The sequence below is a fragment of the Pseudomonas sp. REP124 genome, assembly GCF_020164475.1.
Classification (GTDB): Bacteria; Pseudomonadota; Gammaproteobacteria; order Pseudomonadales; family Pseudomonadaceae; genus Aquipseudomonas.
This window is the reverse complement of record NZ_JAIQWX010000022.1, coordinates 1-15,521: the sequence shown is the minus strand read 5'-3', so window position 1 is coordinate 15,521 and position 15,521 is coordinate 1. Positions and strand designations below refer to the sequence as shown.

Below are 15,521 nucleotides of genomic sequence, written 5' to 3'. Positions count from 1 at the left end.
TTTCAATCCGGCGGAGGCGCCAACTGCGTCACCTTTTTCACCAGGTCGGCAAGGGACCGGGCTTTCATCTTGCGCATGACTTTGCCGCGATGGGCCTTGACCGTGATTTCGCTGATACCCAGATCAGATGCAATCACCTTGTTCATGCGCCCGGCGACGACCATTTCCAGCACTTCGTTCTCGCGAGGTGTCAACGTGGCGCGAGCATCGCGCAGCGCACGCAGATCACCCTCACGCTCCAGCGCCGCACGGCTGCTCGCCAGCGCATCGGTGATGGCGCTCAGCAAGACCTCATCATCGAACGGCTTGGTCAGGAACTCCACTGCACCGGCTTTCATCGCACGTACCGAACGAGGTACGTCGCCGTAACCGGTAATGAAGATAATCGGGATTTTTGGTCGATCGCCAGCCATGGCGTTCTGCAAGTCCAGCCCGTTGAGGTCCGGCAAGTTGATGTCCAACACCAGACAGCTGGGCACCAGTGATCGGGGATGGGCGAGAAACGCTTGCGCCGACTCGAACAACTGCGGCCGCCACTGGGCCTGACCGATAAGCAACTCCAGCGACTCGCGCACGGAAATATCGTCGTCGACCACGAATACGATGGGGGTTGAATTCATCATTGTTGTTCCCTATACGGGGCAGACGCATTAATGGCGCTCAACAGAGCACCTCCTGATGGATGTTCGACACTCAGTCGACCGGCAACGCCGCGCTCAGGGCTTTGAGCAATTCCGCTTCACTGAAGGGCTTCATCAAGCATTCAACTGCGCCCTGACTCATTAAAAACGGACGCTGACCGGCATCGCCCAGCGCGGTAATGAAAATGATCGGAATGCGGTAATGCTGTGCCGCGAGCTGCCTTTGCAGCTCCGGTCCGGACATGCCCGGCATGGCGACGTCCAGAATCAGACACCGCGTCTGGCAAAGGCTGTCCGAGGACAGAAATGCCTTTGCCGACGAGAACGCCTGGACGGCGAAGCCGAATTCCCTGAGCAAATCCGGCAGCGCCTCGCGCACGGACTCGTCGTCATCAACCACCGTTATGAGCAAAGGCGTGTCCATCAAAGACCCTCTCTGGTGTGATCGGTACCGCTTCCTGCGCCCGGTCCCGGTGTGTCAGTCATGCCGGTGGACGGGGTATGCCCGGTGGGATAAGGGATCGAAAAACAAAAAACCGCACCGGGTCCGACATCGTTCGCTCGGGCCCAAAGACGCCCCTCGTGACGGTCGATGATCGAATGACTGACGGACAGACCGATTCCCATGCCCGACAGCTTGGTGGTATAGAACGCGTTGAACAGGCGCGCGGCATCCTGTGGATCGAAGCCGGGGCCGTTGTCCCTTACTTCAAGGAACACCTGTTGGTCATGGTGACCAGTGCTGACCTGCAGATGCCGCGAACGATCTTCAATGGTGTTCATCGCCTCTTTGGCGTTGAGAATAAGGTTGAGGATGACCTGTTGCAGTTGCACACGATCCCCCCTGACCAGCGGCAGTCCCTCGGCGAACACCGGGTTCAGGATCACCCTGCCCCGCTGCAGTTCGCCCAGCAACAGGGCGATGACTTCGCGCGCCGCTTCGTTGAGGTCCACGTCTTCGACGGTGATGCTGTCTTTGGAAAACAGCACCCGCAGCCGCTTGATCACATCGGCCGCACGGTTGCCATCGCGGATGGTGCGGCGCGCGGTTTCCAGGGCGCCATCGACATTGGGCGGGCTGGCACCGAGCATCCGCAGACACGTGCTGGCATTGGTGATGATGCCGGCCAGCGGCTGGTTGACTTCATGGGCGATCGAAGCCGTCAGCGCTCCCAGGCTCGCCACCCGCGCAAGGTGCGCCAGCTCCGAGCGGACCTCGCCCAGGGCGGTTTCGGAAAGGCGGCGCTGCGTGACGTCCTGCAAGGCAGCTATGTACTCAAGTTCCCCTTCGTCATCGCGCATTGCATGGGCGACCAGGTGGACGTGTTTGGTCGCACCGTCGGGCATTTGCAGGCGATGCTCATATTCGAAGTCGCGCCCCTTGCGGCACTGCGACCGGATCATCGACTTGTAACTGGAAAGGTCATCCGGATGGATGCGGGTGTACAACAGCTCGAAGGTGGGCTTCACGCCGGGGGCAAGGTCGAGAATCCTATAGATTTCATCCGACCAGGTGATGTCCTCCGAATCCAGGCGCCAGGAGAAGGTCCCCGTAGAACTCAAGCGCTGCGCCTTGGCCAGGAACGCTTCGCTCTGGCGCAGCGCCGCTTCCCCGCGCGCCCGGTCGATGGCGATGCTGGCAAGGTGGGTGAACTGGGCGATCAGATTCTGTTGCAAGAGATCGGGCGAGGCCGGCTCACGAAACAGCACTGAGAGAACGCCCGTCACGTTGCCGCTGATAGAGGTCACCGGGGTCGACCAACTGGCCCACAAACCGTGCTTCAACGCGGATGCACACCACTGCGACCAGCGGGTTTCACACGCCAGGTTGTGGCAGATCACTTGCTCATTGCTCATTGCCGCCTGCCCATCGGGGCAATGCATCGAGTCAACCGGGCGTCCATCGAGGGTGTTGATCAGGTCGGATGGCAAGTTGGGCGCGGCCCCAGGCAACATGCGCGGCACCGCATCCTGCGCCCAGTGCGAATGCTTGGGATCAATCTGCACGATGCTGCACACACCGCCGGCAAAGCTCGCCTCGACCAGCTTGCAAAGGGCTTCAAGAATGGACCTTAGCGGGGTGCCGCCAGCTATAAGTCCCAGCAGGTGTTTTTCGCCCTCCAATAACGTCTCGGCGCGTTTGCGATCTTCGATATCGGTGTTTTCCCCGTACCAGCGCACCACCTGGCCCGCCGCGTCACGTTCCGGCACCGTGCGGACCAGAAACCAGCGAAACACGCCGTCGAAGCGCCGCAACCGCGCCTCGAATTCACCCGGTTCGCCCGAGGTCAATACACGTCGGTATGCAGCCAGAGTAGTACGGTCATCCGGATCAACCGAGGCCATCCAGCCATGGCCGCACGCCTCGTCCATGGCGATGCCGGTGTAGTCGCACCATCGTTGATTGAGAAAGGTGATATTACCGTCCGGCGCGGCACTCCAGATGAAGCCGGGCACGGCGTTGATCAGGTTGCGATAACGAGCTTCCGAGGCACTGATATTTTCCAGCGCCTGGGCAATCAATGCCTTGTCGCGCTTGTGCTCGTCGATGTCGACGGTAATCACCCACCAGCGGGTGATATTGCCGTGTTCATCGCGCATTGGAATGCCATTGGCCGCAAACCAGTGGTAGGCACCGTCCGCTCGGCGGATACGCTGCTCTTCGCGAAACACCGAGCCGGTATTCACCGCGTGCGCCCAGCTTGCCATGACCCGGCTCTTGTCTTGCGGGTGAATGATTTCGCTGGTCGTCCAACCTCGAAGTGCCTCGAACGTAGTACCCATGTATTGCAGGTTATGCACGTTTACACATTCCAGTTCGCCGTCGGGCGTCATCAGCGACACCAGCGCGGGAATGCTGTCGATGAGGTTGCGCAGGTCGGGCTCGACCGCGGGTGAAGGCGTGATTGCGACGCAATGGTCTTCGATGTCGGCGCAGACCCCGCACCACTTGTACAAGTTGCCCGAGTCGTCCGTCAGCGGGCTCACGCGCAGGAGGAATCGACGATAAACGCCATCGGCACGGCGCAGGCGAGCCTGCATGTCACGAGGTTCACCGCTGGCAAGAATTGCGCACCATTGCTGCGACACTTGCGCGCGATCATCGTGATGGATGAATGATTGCCAGCCCTCACCCATCGCATCGTCCCGACCAGCCCCGGTGTACTCGTCCCAGTACTGATTGACGTAGTCGACACGGCCGTCGGCGAGCGCGGTCCATGCCACGCCTGGCAGCCCGTCGATCACGCGCTCGAGTTCGTTGTCCATACCGATCCTGTGTGTACGGTGGCTCTCCACGCAGGATGCCCCTGCCTGCAGCGTCGCGCCAATCATACCTTGGTGTCGCATGTGGCCATCAATGCCAAAACGCAAAGCTCACTGCCAGGTGCGTACCTTCTGATACCTACGTGCAATCGCTGCAACATCGGTGCTCTGTTCTGATTCTCCCTGGCATCGCACCGACCTTCATGGCCGGGGCACTGCAATTGCCAGGTCTTGGACATTATCAGGAGGCAGACATGACCACGGGGAGAGCACTGTACACCGCCCGGGTACACACCCAGGGTTTCCGCGACGGGGGCATCTCTCGCAGCGATGATGGCTGTTTGTATATCCGGCATGCGTTGCCGGGTTTCAACAGCAGCGGTACCAACGCCGAACAACTGTTCGCTGCGGGCTGGTCCGCCTGTTTCGATGCATCCCTGGGGCTGGCAGCGCTCAGGCTGCAGGTGTTGCTGCCGGCGGACGTCTCGATTGATGCCGAAGTCGACCTGTGCCTTGGTGGCGAAGCCTATTTCCTGCGGGCACGCCTGAACGTCAGCCTGCCAGGGCTGGACCGCGAGCTTGCACACCAACTGATCGACGCGGCACACCGAACTTGTCCCTACTCCAAAGCCGTACGGGGCAACGTCGAGGTGCTGCTCAATCTGCTTTGAAGTCGTCGACACCTTGGTGCAATAGACCCCGGACTGCATGGCCAATCAACCTGAAACGAGCAGCCCATTGCCATACTAAGCATCAGGGCGGCCCAACCAATCGTAAGGAGCAGACAATGAACAAGCTGACAAGCGCCGCCGGCGCCCCGGTGGTCGATAACAACAATGCTCAAAGCGCGGGCCCCAAGGGTCCCCTGCTGTTGCAAGATGTATGGCTGCTGGAGAAGCTGGCGCACTTCGATCGCGAAGTCATTCCCGAGCGACGGATGCATGCCAAGGGATCGGGCGCCTACGGCACTTTCACAGTGACCCATGACATCACCCGCTACACCAAGGCCCGAGTGTTTTCGCAGATCGGCAAAACCACCGATATCTTCGTACGTTTTTCCACCGTGGCCGGTGAACGCGGGGCCGCCGATGCCGAACGGGACATTCGCGGGTTTGCCATCAAGTTCTATACCGAGCAAGGCAACTGGGATCTGGTGGGCAACAACACACCAGTGTTTTTCCTGCGCGACCCGTTAAAGTTTCCCGACCTCAATCATGCGGTCAAACGCGATCCGCGGACCAATCTGCGCAGCGCCAACAACAACTGGGATTTCTGGACGTTGCTGCCCGAGGCGCTGCACCAGGTCACCATCGTCATGAGCGATCGCGGGCTGCCACGCTCATACCGGCACATGCACGGTTTCGGTAGTCATACGTTCAGTTTCATCAGCCCGGATAACCAACGCTACTGGGTCAAGTTCACCTGGAAAACCGAGCAAGGCATAGCCAACTTTACTGATGCCGAAGCCGGGGCTGTGATCGCCTGCGACCGGGAAAGCGCGCAGCGTGACCTCTATGACAGCATCGAGCGGGGTGACTTCCCGCGCTGGAAACTGTTCGTGCAAGTGATGTCAGAAGCACACGCCGCCGATTGCCCGATCAACCCGTTCGATCTGACGAAAGTCTGGCCCCATGCCGACTACCCATTGATCGAGGTCGGCGTGCTGGAGCTCAATCGCAACCCGGACAATTATTTCGCCGAAGTCGAGCAGGCGGCGTTCAATCCGGCCAACGTCGTACCCGGCATCGGTTTCTCCCCGGACAAAATGCTGCAGGCAAGGTTGTTCTCTTATGGCGATGCCCAGCGCTACCGCGTCGGCGTCAACCATCACCAGATTCCGGTGAACGCGCCACGCTGCCCGGTGAACAGCTATCACCGCGACGGGCAGATGCGCACCAACAGCAACGCCGACAGTACTCCGGGGTATGAACCCAACAGTCATGGCCAATGGGTCGAGCAACCGGACTTTCGCGAGCCGCCACTGGCCTTGCAAGGTGCCGCCGATCACTGGAACCACCGTGAAGACGCCGACTATTTTTCCCAACCCGGCGCGCTGTTTCGCTTGATGGATGCGCCGCAACGACAAGCGCTGTTCGAAAACACGGCGCGGGCGATCCTGGGTGCGTCGGCTCAGGTCAGGCAGCGCCACATCGACCATTGCACCGCAGCTGATCCGGCCTACGGAGAAGGCGTGGCACTGGCAATTGAAGCGATGGGTTGAAAAGTCTGTGGCGAAGGGGCCTGCCTGTCAGGCCCCTCACTCGCGACCCATGAATTCCCGTGGCGATTCGCCCATGGTTCGCCTGAACATCGCGCTGAAGGCGCTCTGGCTGGTGTAACCCAGATCACGGGCAACGTTGCCGATAGGGTGGCCTTTGTCTAACCGGTCGATTGCCGTTGCCAGTCGCACCTGCTGCACCCAGTGCCGAAAGTTCAGCCCGGTTTCGGCGAGGAACAACCGAATCAGCGTGCGTGAGCTGGCGCCCACCCGGTCAGCCCAGTACCCCACCGACCGCGCCTGCTCGGGATGTTCGAGGATGGCCTCGCAAATGCTTACCAGTCGGCGATCCCGAGGCCACGGAATTTGCAGAGGCAATGTGCGTGCGACCACCAGTTCGCTGAGAATCAGCGCGACGATGTGGGCATTGCGTCCATGCTGTTCGTACTCGATCGATTGATCCGCCAGCGCCAGAATCAATTCGCGCAATAGCGGCGAGATTTCCACCACCTTGCAATTGGTGCCGAAGGATTGCGAAGCCTTGGGCTCGATGTACACCGAACGCATTTTCACCGGGCTTAGCATCAGTTGGTCGTGCACCATGTGCGGCGGAATCCACAAGGCCCGCCTGGGCGGCAGCACCCACAAACCGTTCTCGGTAGCGACGCGCATGACCCCGCTGGAGGCATACAGCAGCTGTCCATGCCGATGAGTATGCGGATGGTTGTATTCGCCGGTGTGCTGATCGCGTACCAGCACGGTCATCAGCCGCGCCACGCTCTGGTAGTCCAGGTAATCCTCACTGCGCGGCAAACCTGGATCGGGGGAAGCAAGGCAACGCTCTTGTGGTTTCACGGGGGTCAGTCTTCCGCGTTCCTGGGGGATGAAAGTGCGCTGGGAGCCATCAAAACACGCCCGACGCAGGATGTCACTTTGGCAACAATAGATGGCATTTACCGCCAATCAACACGGGTTAGCCTGCTCATCATTCTTCCTGACGAGGCCGTCCCCATGGAACATACCCACGGTTTACCGAACAAAAGACAAAGCATCGCTGCCGTCATCGGCCTGCTGGTGCTGTCCATTGCACTGCGCCCGGCAATCATCTCGATCGGCCCGATCCTGCTGTTGATTCAGCAGCAATTCAATCTGACCTACGCCCATGCGGCGCTGCTGACTTCCATTCCGGATGTCTGCATGGGGCTGTTTGCGTTGATGGTTCCCAACCTCGCCAGGCGCTTTGGAATCGACCGCTGCGTCGTGGTCGCGCTGATACTGCTCGGAGCCGCCACGTTGTTGCGGGCGCTGTCGCCCAATGCTTTTTTCCTGTTGGGAAGCACCTTTCTCGCCAGTGTGGGGATCTCCATCGCCGGTGCGATGACCGGCGGCTGGATCAAGTCCCATTTCCCCCATCGCGCCGCCCTGTTCATGGGCATCTACGCCGCCGGCCTGAGCGTGGGTGCAACCCTGGCTGCGGTCTTCAGCGCCCCCATTGCCGAACTGACGGAGAGCTGGCGGATCAGCGCCGGGGTCTGGAGCCTGCTGTGCGTAACCGCAGTGGCGAGCTGGATCTGGATGACAAAAAGCTTCGCCGCGCCACCGACTGCCGCGAAACCGCGCCAGACATCCGCGGCCGGCCTGCCATGGCGCAACATGCAAGCCTGGTGGGTGGCGTTGAACTTTGGCGCAGGACAGTTCGTGGTCTATGCGCTATTCGCCTGGATGGCACCGGCCTATCTGGAAACGGCGGTTTCGAGCTTGTCGCCAGGCGCGTTGCTGGGGATTTTCACTGCGGTGTTCGCGGTGGCCAGCGTCTGTGCCGGCTTGCTGCCAGGCAAGGCACATGATCGTCGTGCACTGGTGGGTCTCTCCACCATGATGGCGACACTGGGTGTAGCCGGCATGGCCTTCCTGCCTGGTTGGGCACCGGTCCTCTACGTAATGCTGGCAGCCATAGGCCTGGGCATGGGCTTTACCGTCGCCATGACTTTGCCGCTGGACAACACAGCGACCGTCGAACAGGCCGGTCTGTGGACCGTGTTCATGCTGTTCATCGGTTACCTGGTTGCCGCGCTGGGCCCGCTGCTGTTCGGCGCCCTGCGCGACTACACCGGTCATTTTGCTCCAGCCTACAGTCTGCTGTTCGTGGTGTTGTTGCTGATGCTGTGCATCACGCCGCTGCTCAAGCCGGCGGTCGATCCCCTGCCCCAGGCTTCCTTTGTCCGGGGCAGTTGATCCCTCAGGAAAGGTAACCGCCGTCGACAGTCAAACTGGCACCGGTAACGAACGACGCCTCTTCGCTGGCGAGGTACACGGCCATGCTGGCGATCTCATCGGCATACCCCAGACGTCCCAACGGCACGCGGCTGATGACGTGCTCCAGGTAGGGCGCGTCAGCCGGGTTCATGTCGGTGGCGGTCGGGCCGGGCTGGACATTGTTGACGGTGATGCCACGGGCGGCGAAATCCTGGGCCAGACCGCGTGTCAGGCCGATCAGTGCCGACTTGCTCATGCTGTACCCGCTGGAACCGGGGAAGCCGGAACGCTCGCCCGCCACGCTGCCAATGGTAATGATCCGGTCGCCACGTTGCATGATCGCAGCACACGTTCGAGCCGCGATGTAAGCGCCACGCACGTTGATGGCGTAAAGATCGTCGAACGCCTCGACAGTGAAGTCATCGACCGTTCCCAGACTGAGGATGCCGGCGTTGTTCACCAGGATGTTCACGGCACCGAACTTGCGCAGGGTAAAGTCCACCGCGTGCTCGATATCCTCGGCAAATTTGCTGTTGGCCTTGATGGCCAACGCCGTGCCGCCGTCGCCCTCAATGCTGGCAACCAGCGCTTGCGCCTGTTCCTCGGAAGCGGAGTAAGTAAAGGCGACCGCTGCTCCTTCTCTGGCCAGACGGCGAACGATAGCGGCACCGATGCCGCGCGAACCGCCAGTAACCAGTGCGGTTTTACCGGTAAAACGTTGAGTGATCGTGGACATTGCTCAATACCTTCGTGAGTGAGAAAACATGACTGACCAGTCAACGGCCGCCGCAAAGGCCCGACCTGTTGACCGATCGATGCATTACAGGTGCGCGGTATCCGTCGCGGCCTTTTCAATCAGCCGGGCAACCGGCTCCGGGTTGGAAACCATCACCACATGGGAGGCTCCGTGAATCACTTGCACTGACTTGGCTTCGGCCCGCTTGGCCATGAAGGCCATGGCTTGCGCAGGAATGTTCTTGTCCTGGTCGCCGTAGATGAACCATGACGGGACACGCCTCCACGCCGGATCACCAGACGGTTCATTGAGCGCCGCTTCAGTCACGGGGCGCTGGGTCGCAGCCATCAGGGCAGCCTGGTCAGCAGGCACATCCGCAGCGAACTGGTCATGAAACTTGTCTTGCTGGATGTATAGATCCTTGCCGCCATCGGCGTGCGCGACTGGGGCGGCGAGTGTCGGGCCGAGGGTGCTGCCGGGGAATTTGCCGGCCAGACCGGCGACGGTTTCACCCGCTTCGGGCGCGAATGCGCTGACGTAGACCAGCGCCTTGACCGTCGGGTGATCGTTGGCCGCCGCGCTGATGACATTGCCGCCATAGGAATGGCCGACCAGTACCACCGGCGACTTGATGCTCGACAGCAAGGCGGAAACCGTCGCGCTGTCGCCTTTGACGCTGCGCAACGGATTGGCGGCGGCGACCACGGTGTATCCGTCTTTCTCGAGAATTTTCACTACACCGTTCCAGCTCGACGCATCGGCAAAAGCGCCGTGCACCAGCACCACCGTGGTTTTTTCAGGCTGCGCAAAGGCATTAACGCCAACGACCAGCCCGGTTGCAATCGTCAGTGCGCTCAATAGTTTTTTCATGGTGAACCCCTTGATTTCGTGGATTAGGGAGCGAATCGGGTGAAGACAAAGTCATGGTTCTGCACGCGTGCCTGATGGCAGGCGAAGCAGGTCTGATGCTGCGCTTCATCGGCGGGTTTGCCATTGATGAAGCGGCCAAACCCCCAACCTCCGGTAGAGGCGTATTTTTTCGAGTCCTTGACCATCACCTGGACGGTGGTCGCCGCGCCGGGAATGGAAGCCGGCTCGAACTCCGGCGACTGCACATGTTTCCAGGCCAACTTCACCAGTACCGTGCCGTCGGGAAACGGCAGCGTCGAAGCCTGGTAAGCCTTCATCGCTTGCTCGTTGCCCAACACTGCACGTAATTCGTTCAAGGGTTCGGCTTCCTGCGCCGGGGCAATCAACGGCCAGGTGCGATAGCCATCGGGCAATTTCACCCCGTAGATCGGCGACGCCTCGCCCCCATCGGCCAGCGCGACGCTGGTGGCGATCAAGGCAGCCGTGGCGATGGCGGCACTGAAGACCGCAAGACATGTAGGTTTCATCATGGTTCTCCTTGTGGTGCCGATCAGAGGCGATCGGCATCCATCACGGCTTGAGCGAAGGCTTGAGGTGCTTCCTGAGGCAGGTTGTGGCCGATACCACCTTGGATCAGCCGATGCTGATATTTGCCGGTGAAACGCTTGGCATAGGCGTCCGCCGGAGGATGGGGCGCGCCGTTGGCGTCGCCTTCCAGGGTGATGGTCGGAACGCCGATGGACGGGAACTGCGCCAGCTTTTTCTCCAGCGCGTCGTATCGGGCCTCACCTTTGATGAGGTTCAGGCGCCAGCGGTAGTTGAAGATGGAAACGGCGACGTGGTCGGGGTTCTGCAAGGCAGCAGCGCTGCGGTTGTAGGTCGCATCGTCGAAATTCCACTGGGGCGAGGCCAGCTTCCAGATCAATTTGGCGAAGTCGTGGGTGTTCTTTTCATAGCCCAGACGTCCACGCTCGGTGGCAAAGTAGAACTGATACCACCACTGCAATTCGGCAGCCGGTGGCAGTGGAGCTTTTCCGGCAGCCTGGCTGCCGATCAGATAACCACTGACCGCCACCAACGCCTTCACCCGCTCTGGCCATAATGCAGCAACGATATCGGCCGTGCGTGCACCCCAGTCATAACCGCCCAGTACGGCCTGCTTGATCTTCAGCGCGTCCATGAAGTCGATTACGTCAGTCGCAAGAGCGGCTGGCTGGCCATTGCGAACAGTCTTGGCAGAGAGAAACGTCGTATCGCCATAACCGCGTGCATACGGCACCAGTACCCGGTAGCCCTTCTCTGCCAATGCCGGTGCCACATCAGCGTAGCTGTGGATATCGTACGGCCAACCATGCAGCAGGATGACCACCGGCCCGTCGGCCGGGCCGAGTTCGGCGTAGGCGACATCCAACAGGCCGGCCTTGACGTGTTTGAGCGGGCCAAGGGACGAATGGGCACCCGGTGTCAGTGCGCCGATGGTGCTGGCCGGCACGGCGGCGCGGGCTTGCGAAGATGTGCTGTTCAGGGCGACAACCTGCAGGCAGGCCACGGCCAGGACAGAGCAGGCGAAAAGACGCAGGTGATGGGGTACAGCCTGTTGTTTCAACAAAGCTTTCATCGTCAGTCTCCCGTGCGACGGCCAACTGGCCGTCGCGTAGTGGAATCTCATCACTGGTTTAAGGAGCGGGCTGGATGCCCTTTGTGTTCACTGCCGTACGCAGCGGTCGGAATGCGGCACGCAGTTCTTCGCTGAACAATTGCGGCTGCTCCCAGGACGCGAAGTGACCGCCTTTGCCGACTTCGTTGTAGTACGCAAGCGAGGGATAGGCGCGCTGCGCCCAGGTTCTCGGTGCGCGGTAGATCTCGTGCGGGAACACGGTGATGGCCACCGGAACCTTGATTTCGGCGGTCTTCTGCGCCACGGCGCTGAAGTTATTGTTGTTGTTCTCCCAATAGAATCGGGAGGACGAAGCGCCGGCATTGGTCAGCCAGTACAGGCTGATGTCATCGAGCATTTCATCGCGGGTGAGTACCCGCTCCGGCTGACCGTCACTGTCGGTCCAGGCGGCGAACTTCTCGTACATCCATGCCGCCGTGCCCGCGGGAGAGTCGGCCAGCAGGTAGCCAATGGTCTGTGGCCGGGTGACCATCATCGCGCCGTAGGCGGCATTGCGGCCGAAGAACGTGCTCAGCGAGTTGTAGGCCGTGCGTTCCGGATCGGTCAGCCCGGCCGGCGCCGGATCACCGCTGTTGATCGGTTTCACCAGTTCGGGCGGAACAGTGGCCGGCATGTTCAGGTGAATGCCGAGCAACCCCGCAGGTGCAAGGCGACCCAGGGCGTCGGAGATTACCGACCCGTGATCGCCGCCCTGAGACACGTAATGGCTGTATCCCAGACGCTTCATCAATACGTCCCAGGCTTTGGCCACACGATCAGGCCCCCAGCCGAGTTCGGTCGGCTTGCCGGAAAAACCATGGCCCGGAATCGACGGAATCACCACGTCGAAGGAATCTTCCATCCGTCCGCCGTACGCGGTCGGATCGGTCAGCGGACCGATGGTCTTGAGGAATTCAAATTGCGAACCCGGCCAACCGTGGGTGAGGATCAGCGGCATCGCGTTTGGATTGCGCGAGCGGACATGTATGAACTGGATGTCGACGCCATCGATGGTGGTGATGAACTCGGGCAAGGCATTGAGCTTTGCTTCGGCCTTGCGCCAGTCGTAACCGTCTCCCCAATATTTCACCAACGCTTGCACCTGCTGCAGTTGCACTCCCTGGGTTGTGTCACCGACAAGCTCTTTGTCGGGCCAACGGGTATCGGCGATGCGTTTGCGCAGGTCGGTCAGTTGCGCTTCATCAACGTGAATGCGGTAGGGACGGATAGCCTCGGCCGGCGAAGTGGTAGCTGTGGTCGCAGCCCACGCACCGCTGCTGCCCGCCAGCAAGACGAGACCGAGCAGGCGATATCGGGCGTTGGACGCCTGGCATCGGTGCCATGTGAAAACGGACGAATCTGCACGCATGATCAATTTCCCTTGAGTAAGTGGCCTACTGGCACAGCGGTGGTTGCCGGGCGGACGGAACGAGGCGCGCATATGGCTCCATTTGTCGCGTCAATCCGGCTTACGCAGGCTGATAAAACCACCCTCGTGATCCTCGGGACGATTGCACGTTGGTGTCGGTCGATACCTAAGTATCACTTGCCAGTTGACGTGCTGAATGGTGTCGTCGCAGCAGTGCAGTGCGCCGCGCAACGTTTACAGGCAATCATGGGTAGAAGGACCAGCAATGAGTGGGAACAGGCACCGGGACGCCATCGACGACCGATCAATGACTCCCACGCAATGGCGGGGCATCGGCCTGTGCATGTTTTTCAACGTGGTCGATGGCCTGGATGCCATGGTCATGGCGTTCACCGGCGCCGCCGTTGCTGCGCAATGGGGATTGAGCGGGATCGAACTCGGCATGCTGCTCAGCGCCAGCCTGGTCGGCATGGCGCTGGGCTCAATGTTTGCCGCCCCGGCCGCTGACCGCCACGGGCGTCGGCCCTTGTTGATTGCGGGCCTGTCAGTCAGCGGACTGTGCATGGTGCTGACGTTCTGGAGCCAGGGACTGTTCTCGCTGATGTTATTGCGCGGTCTGACCGGCATCGGGCTGGGTGCGGTACTGGTCGGCGCCAATGTGCTCACTTTTGAACACGCAAGCGCGCATCGGCGAGGTCTGGCGATCGCGCTGCAATCGCTGTCCTTCGCGCTGGGGGTGAGTCTGGGGGGCGTGCTTGCCCATGTGTTCAATGACCACCTGGGCTGGCGATATGTCTTTCTCGCAGGCGGCCTGATCACGTTCGTGGCGACATTGGCGGGTGCGTGCTGGCTGCGCGAGTCCCAGGCGTTTCTCACGATGCGGTCCGAGTGCGCCGGACCACAAGCGGCCGACGACTGCGTCCAGCCCCCGCACAGCCGTGCGGATTACCGCCAGCTGTTTTCACCCGGACAGTGGCAGCAGACCGCATCGCTGGCCATGGCCTTCTTCCTCATCATGTTCGGCTTTTACTTCGTAATGAGTTGGACCCCGACACTGATGACCTATAACGGCTTTACGGAAAAGCAAAGTGCTGTCGGCGGCATCCTGCTGAGCGCAGGCGGCATGCTCGGCGCCTTGTTGATGGGCCTGGGCGCGGACCGTTTCGGTTCGCGACGATTGTTGCTCGGTTTTCTGTTGCTCAACGCCATACTGATGACGTTCATGGTGCCGGTCAGCGCCCAGTGGAGCCTGGCCATTTTGATCGGTTTCAGCACCGGCCTGCTGCTCAACGGCGCCATCGCCGCTCTTTACACCCTCGCACCACAAGCGTTCGTCACATCCATTCGAACCAGCGGAGTGGGTCTGGTATTAGGTTTGGGGCGCGTCGGTGCAATTCTTTCACCCGCCGTCGCCGGCTTGCTGCTGGACGCCCGCTGGAGCGCGCAAGGCCTGTTCACCTTCTTCGCAGGCAGCCAGTTACTGGCGGCGCTGCTGGTCTGGCGCGGCGGCAAAACAGGCTGATCGGCAGAAAAAAAAGGCCGTATTAAGATACGGCCTGTTCGTTTGTACGCAGCGACTGCCAGCCTTAGAACACCAACTTGTACCCGATCAACACCAGCATGGTCGCCAGACAAGGGCGCAACACTTCATCGGAGATACGCCCGGTGAGGTGGCTGCCCAGGTAAATCCCCGGCAACGAACCCACCAGCAGATAACCCAGCACCTGCCAGTCCATGTTGCCCATGCTCGCGTGGCCCAGGCCTGCGACCAGGGTCAGGGGGACGGCGTGGGCGATTTCGGTGCCGACCAGGCGACGGGTCGCCAGCAGCGGGTAGAGGATGAACAGGGCCACGGTCCCCAGGGCGCCGGCGCCGATGGAGGTCAGGGCGACCATGGTGCCGAGCACCAGACCAGTGATGACGGTGAGGATATTCAGGCGCGTGCCGCTGGGGTTGTAGTTGCCGCCGGCGCGTTTGTGGGCGAAGTCGAGCAGGCGTTTCTTGAACAGGATCGCCAAGGCGGTGGCAAACAGCACGACACCCAGAGCCTGTTTGATGATGGCGTTCATCGCATCCGGCGCCGAGTGCAGGGTGCTCAGGAACCACAGGGTCAGCAGCACCGCCGGGACACTGCCGGCGGTCAGCCAGCCGGTGATTTTCCAGTCGATGTTGTTGTTTTTTCGGTGGACGAGTACGCCACTGGACTTGGTGATGGCCGCGTACAGCAGATCGGTGCCGACCGCCGTTGCCGGGTTGATGCCGAATGCCAGCAGGATCGGGGTCATCAACGACCCGCCACCCACGCCGGTCATGCCGACGATGAAGCCGACAACCAGTCCGGCAACGACCAACCCGATGTTCAGTAAATCCATTGATACGTCCACAAAGATCGCAGGGGAAATCTGGCCCGCAGCATAGCGATTTTTCTTATAACCAGTTAGATCGTTGCGATCTATCTTTATGCCATATTCCTCCCCCTGTAGGAGCGAGCTTGCTCGCGATGGAGGCCC

At 60.8% G+C, this 15,521-nt stretch carries 14 protein-coding genes; 4 read left to right on the top strand and 10 right to left on the bottom strand.

The genetic code is table 11. The annotated features are described in order from the left end of the window. Nucleotides 1-2 precede the first annotated feature (2 nt). The 3 genes from K9857_RS07955 to K9857_RS07945 form a co-directional block, all read right to left on the bottom strand. Nucleotides 3-623, bottom strand: a complete 621-nt coding sequence (locus tag K9857_RS07955; protein WP_224534572.1) for a response regulator transcription factor — start codon at nt 621-623, stop codon at nt 3-5. A gap of 70 nt (nt 624-693) precedes the next feature. Then, complete coding sequence (locus K9857_RS07950) at nt 694-1,065, bottom strand: response regulator (RefSeq protein ID WP_224534570.1); 372 nt, start codon at nt 1,063-1,065, stop codon at nt 694-696. Further along, on the bottom strand, nt 1,065-3,908 hold the full coding sequence (locus K9857_RS07945) for a PAS domain-containing protein (RefSeq protein WP_224534560.1): 2,844 nt from the start codon (nt 3,906-3,908) through the stop codon (nt 1,065-1,067). Before K9857_RS07945 ends, K9857_RS07950 begins: the two co-directional genes overlap by 1 nt. A gap of 251 nt (nt 3,909-4,159) precedes the next feature. On the opposite strand from K9857_RS07945, the gene K9857_RS07940 reads away from it, so the two are divergent. Continuing rightward, nucleotides 4,160-4,576, top strand: coding sequence for an Ohr family peroxiredoxin (locus tag K9857_RS07940; RefSeq protein ID WP_224534558.1), 417 nt, complete (start codon nt 4,160-4,162; stop codon nt 4,574-4,576). A gap of 116 nt (nt 4,577-4,692) precedes the next feature. Next, nucleotides 4,693-6,126, top strand: coding sequence for a catalase (locus tag K9857_RS07935; RefSeq protein WP_224534556.1), 1,434 nt, complete (start codon nt 4,693-4,695; stop codon nt 6,124-6,126). 36 nt (nt 6,127-6,162) lie between these two features. On the opposite strand, the gene K9857_RS07930 is transcribed toward K9857_RS07935, so the two are convergent. Further along, entirely contained in the window at nt 6,163-6,888 is a 726-nt protein-coding gene (locus tag K9857_RS07930; RefSeq protein ID WP_411961551.1) for an AraC family transcriptional regulator, read from the bottom strand. Between the two features lie 246 nt (nt 6,889-7,134). On the opposite strand from K9857_RS07930, the gene K9857_RS07925 reads away from it, so the two are divergent. Further along, complete coding sequence (locus tag K9857_RS07925; protein WP_224534552.1) at nt 7,135-8,358, top strand: CynX/NimT family MFS transporter; 1,224 nt, start codon at nt 7,135-7,137, stop codon at nt 8,356-8,358. 4 nt (nt 8,359-8,362) lie between these two features. Here K9857_RS07925 and K9857_RS07920 read toward each other — a convergent pair whose 3' ends face one another. The 5 genes from K9857_RS07920 to K9857_RS07900 all read right to left on the bottom strand — a co-directional run bounded on the left by K9857_RS07920 (nt 8,363) and on the right by K9857_RS07900 (nt 13,011). Further along, nucleotides 8,363-9,115: a 3-oxoacyl-ACP reductase family protein gene (locus K9857_RS07920; protein ID WP_224534549.1), complete on the bottom strand. Its 753-nt coding sequence runs from the start codon at nt 9,113-9,115 to the stop codon at nt 8,363-8,365. A gap of 84 nt (nt 9,116-9,199) precedes the next feature. Beyond that, nucleotides 9,200-9,985, bottom strand: a complete 786-nt coding sequence (locus K9857_RS07915; RefSeq protein WP_224534547.1) for an alpha/beta fold hydrolase — start codon at nt 9,983-9,985, stop codon at nt 9,200-9,202. 23 nt (nt 9,986-10,008) lie between these two features. Next, nucleotides 10,009-10,512, bottom strand: coding sequence for a cytochrome P460 family protein (locus K9857_RS07910; protein ID WP_224534688.1), 504 nt, complete (start codon nt 10,510-10,512; stop codon nt 10,009-10,011). 23 nt (nt 10,513-10,535) lie between these two features. Further along, nucleotides 10,536-11,603 (bottom strand): alpha/beta fold hydrolase, encoded by a 1,068-nt coding sequence (locus K9857_RS07905; protein WP_224534546.1) that lies wholly within the window; start codon nt 11,601-11,603, stop codon nt 10,536-10,538. Nucleotides 11,604-11,661: 58 nt separating this feature from the next. Beyond that, nucleotides 11,662-13,011, bottom strand: coding sequence for an epoxide hydrolase family protein (locus K9857_RS07900; RefSeq protein WP_224534544.1), 1,350 nt, complete (start codon nt 13,009-13,011; stop codon nt 11,662-11,664). 307 nt (nt 13,012-13,318) lie between these two features. On the opposite strand from K9857_RS07900, the gene K9857_RS07895 reads away from it, so the two are divergent. After that, nucleotides 13,319-14,533: an MFS transporter gene (locus K9857_RS07895; protein ID WP_224534542.1), complete on the top strand. Its 1,215-nt coding sequence runs from the start codon at nt 13,319-13,321 to the stop codon at nt 14,531-14,533. A gap of 64 nt (nt 14,534-14,597) precedes the next feature. On the opposite strand, the gene K9857_RS07890 is transcribed toward K9857_RS07895, so the two are convergent. Next, the gene (locus K9857_RS07890; RefSeq protein WP_224534540.1) at nt 14,598-15,383 is read right to left on the bottom strand and encodes a sulfite exporter TauE/SafE family protein; all 786 of its coding nucleotides are present in this window, start codon (nt 15,381-15,383) and stop codon (nt 14,598-14,600) included. Between the last annotated feature and the right edge of the window lie 138 nt (nt 15,384-15,521).

Bases quoted from the DNA above. Each gene is read 5' to 3' on its own strand.
- K9857_RS07925 (WP_224534552.1), top strand. From the start codon at position 7,135: ATGGAACATACCCACGGTTTACCGAACAAAAGACAAAGCATCGCTGCC.
- K9857_RS07910 (WP_224534688.1), bottom strand. From the start codon at position 10,512: ATGAAACCTACATGTCTTGCGGTCTTCAGTGCCGCCATCGCCACGGCT.
- K9857_RS07930 (WP_411961551.1), bottom strand. From the start codon at position 6,888: ATGACCGTGCTGGTACGCGATCAGCACACCGGCGAATACAACCATCCG.
- K9857_RS07915 (WP_224534547.1), bottom strand. From the start codon at position 9,985: ATGAAAAAACTATTGAGCGCACTGACGATTGCAACCGGGCTGGTCGTT.
- K9857_RS07935 (WP_224534556.1), top strand. From the start codon at position 4,693: ATGAACAAGCTGACAAGCGCCGCCGGCGCCCCGGTGGTCGATAACAAC.
- K9857_RS07940 (WP_224534558.1), top strand. From the start codon at position 4,160: ATGACCACGGGGAGAGCACTGTACACCGCCCGGGTACACACCCAGGGT.
- K9857_RS07890 (WP_224534540.1), bottom strand. From the start codon at position 15,383: ATGGATTTACTGAACATCGGGTTGGTCGTTGCCGGACTGGTTGTCGGC.
- K9857_RS07900 (WP_224534544.1), bottom strand. From the start codon at position 13,011: ATGCGTGCAGATTCGTCCGTTTTCACATGGCACCGATGCCAGGCGTCC.
- K9857_RS07950 (WP_224534570.1), bottom strand. From the start codon at position 1,065: ATGGACACGCCTTTGCTCATAACGGTGGTTGATGACGACGAGTCCGTG.
- K9857_RS07920 (WP_224534549.1), bottom strand. From the start codon at position 9,115: ATGTCCACGATCACTCAACGTTTTACCGGTAAAACCGCACTGGTTACT.
- K9857_RS07955 (WP_224534572.1), bottom strand. From the start codon at position 623: ATGATGAATTCAACCCCCATCGTATTCGTGGTCGACGACGATATTTCC.
- K9857_RS07945 (WP_224534560.1), bottom strand. From the start codon at position 3,908: ATGGACAACGAACTCGAGCGCGTGATCGACGGGCTGCCAGGCGTGGCA.
- K9857_RS07895 (WP_224534542.1), top strand. From the start codon at position 13,319: ATGACTCCCACGCAATGGCGGGGCATCGGCCTGTGCATGTTTTTCAAC.
- K9857_RS07905 (WP_224534546.1), bottom strand. From the start codon at position 11,603: ATGAAAGCTTTGTTGAAACAACAGGCTGTACCCCATCACCTGCGTCTT.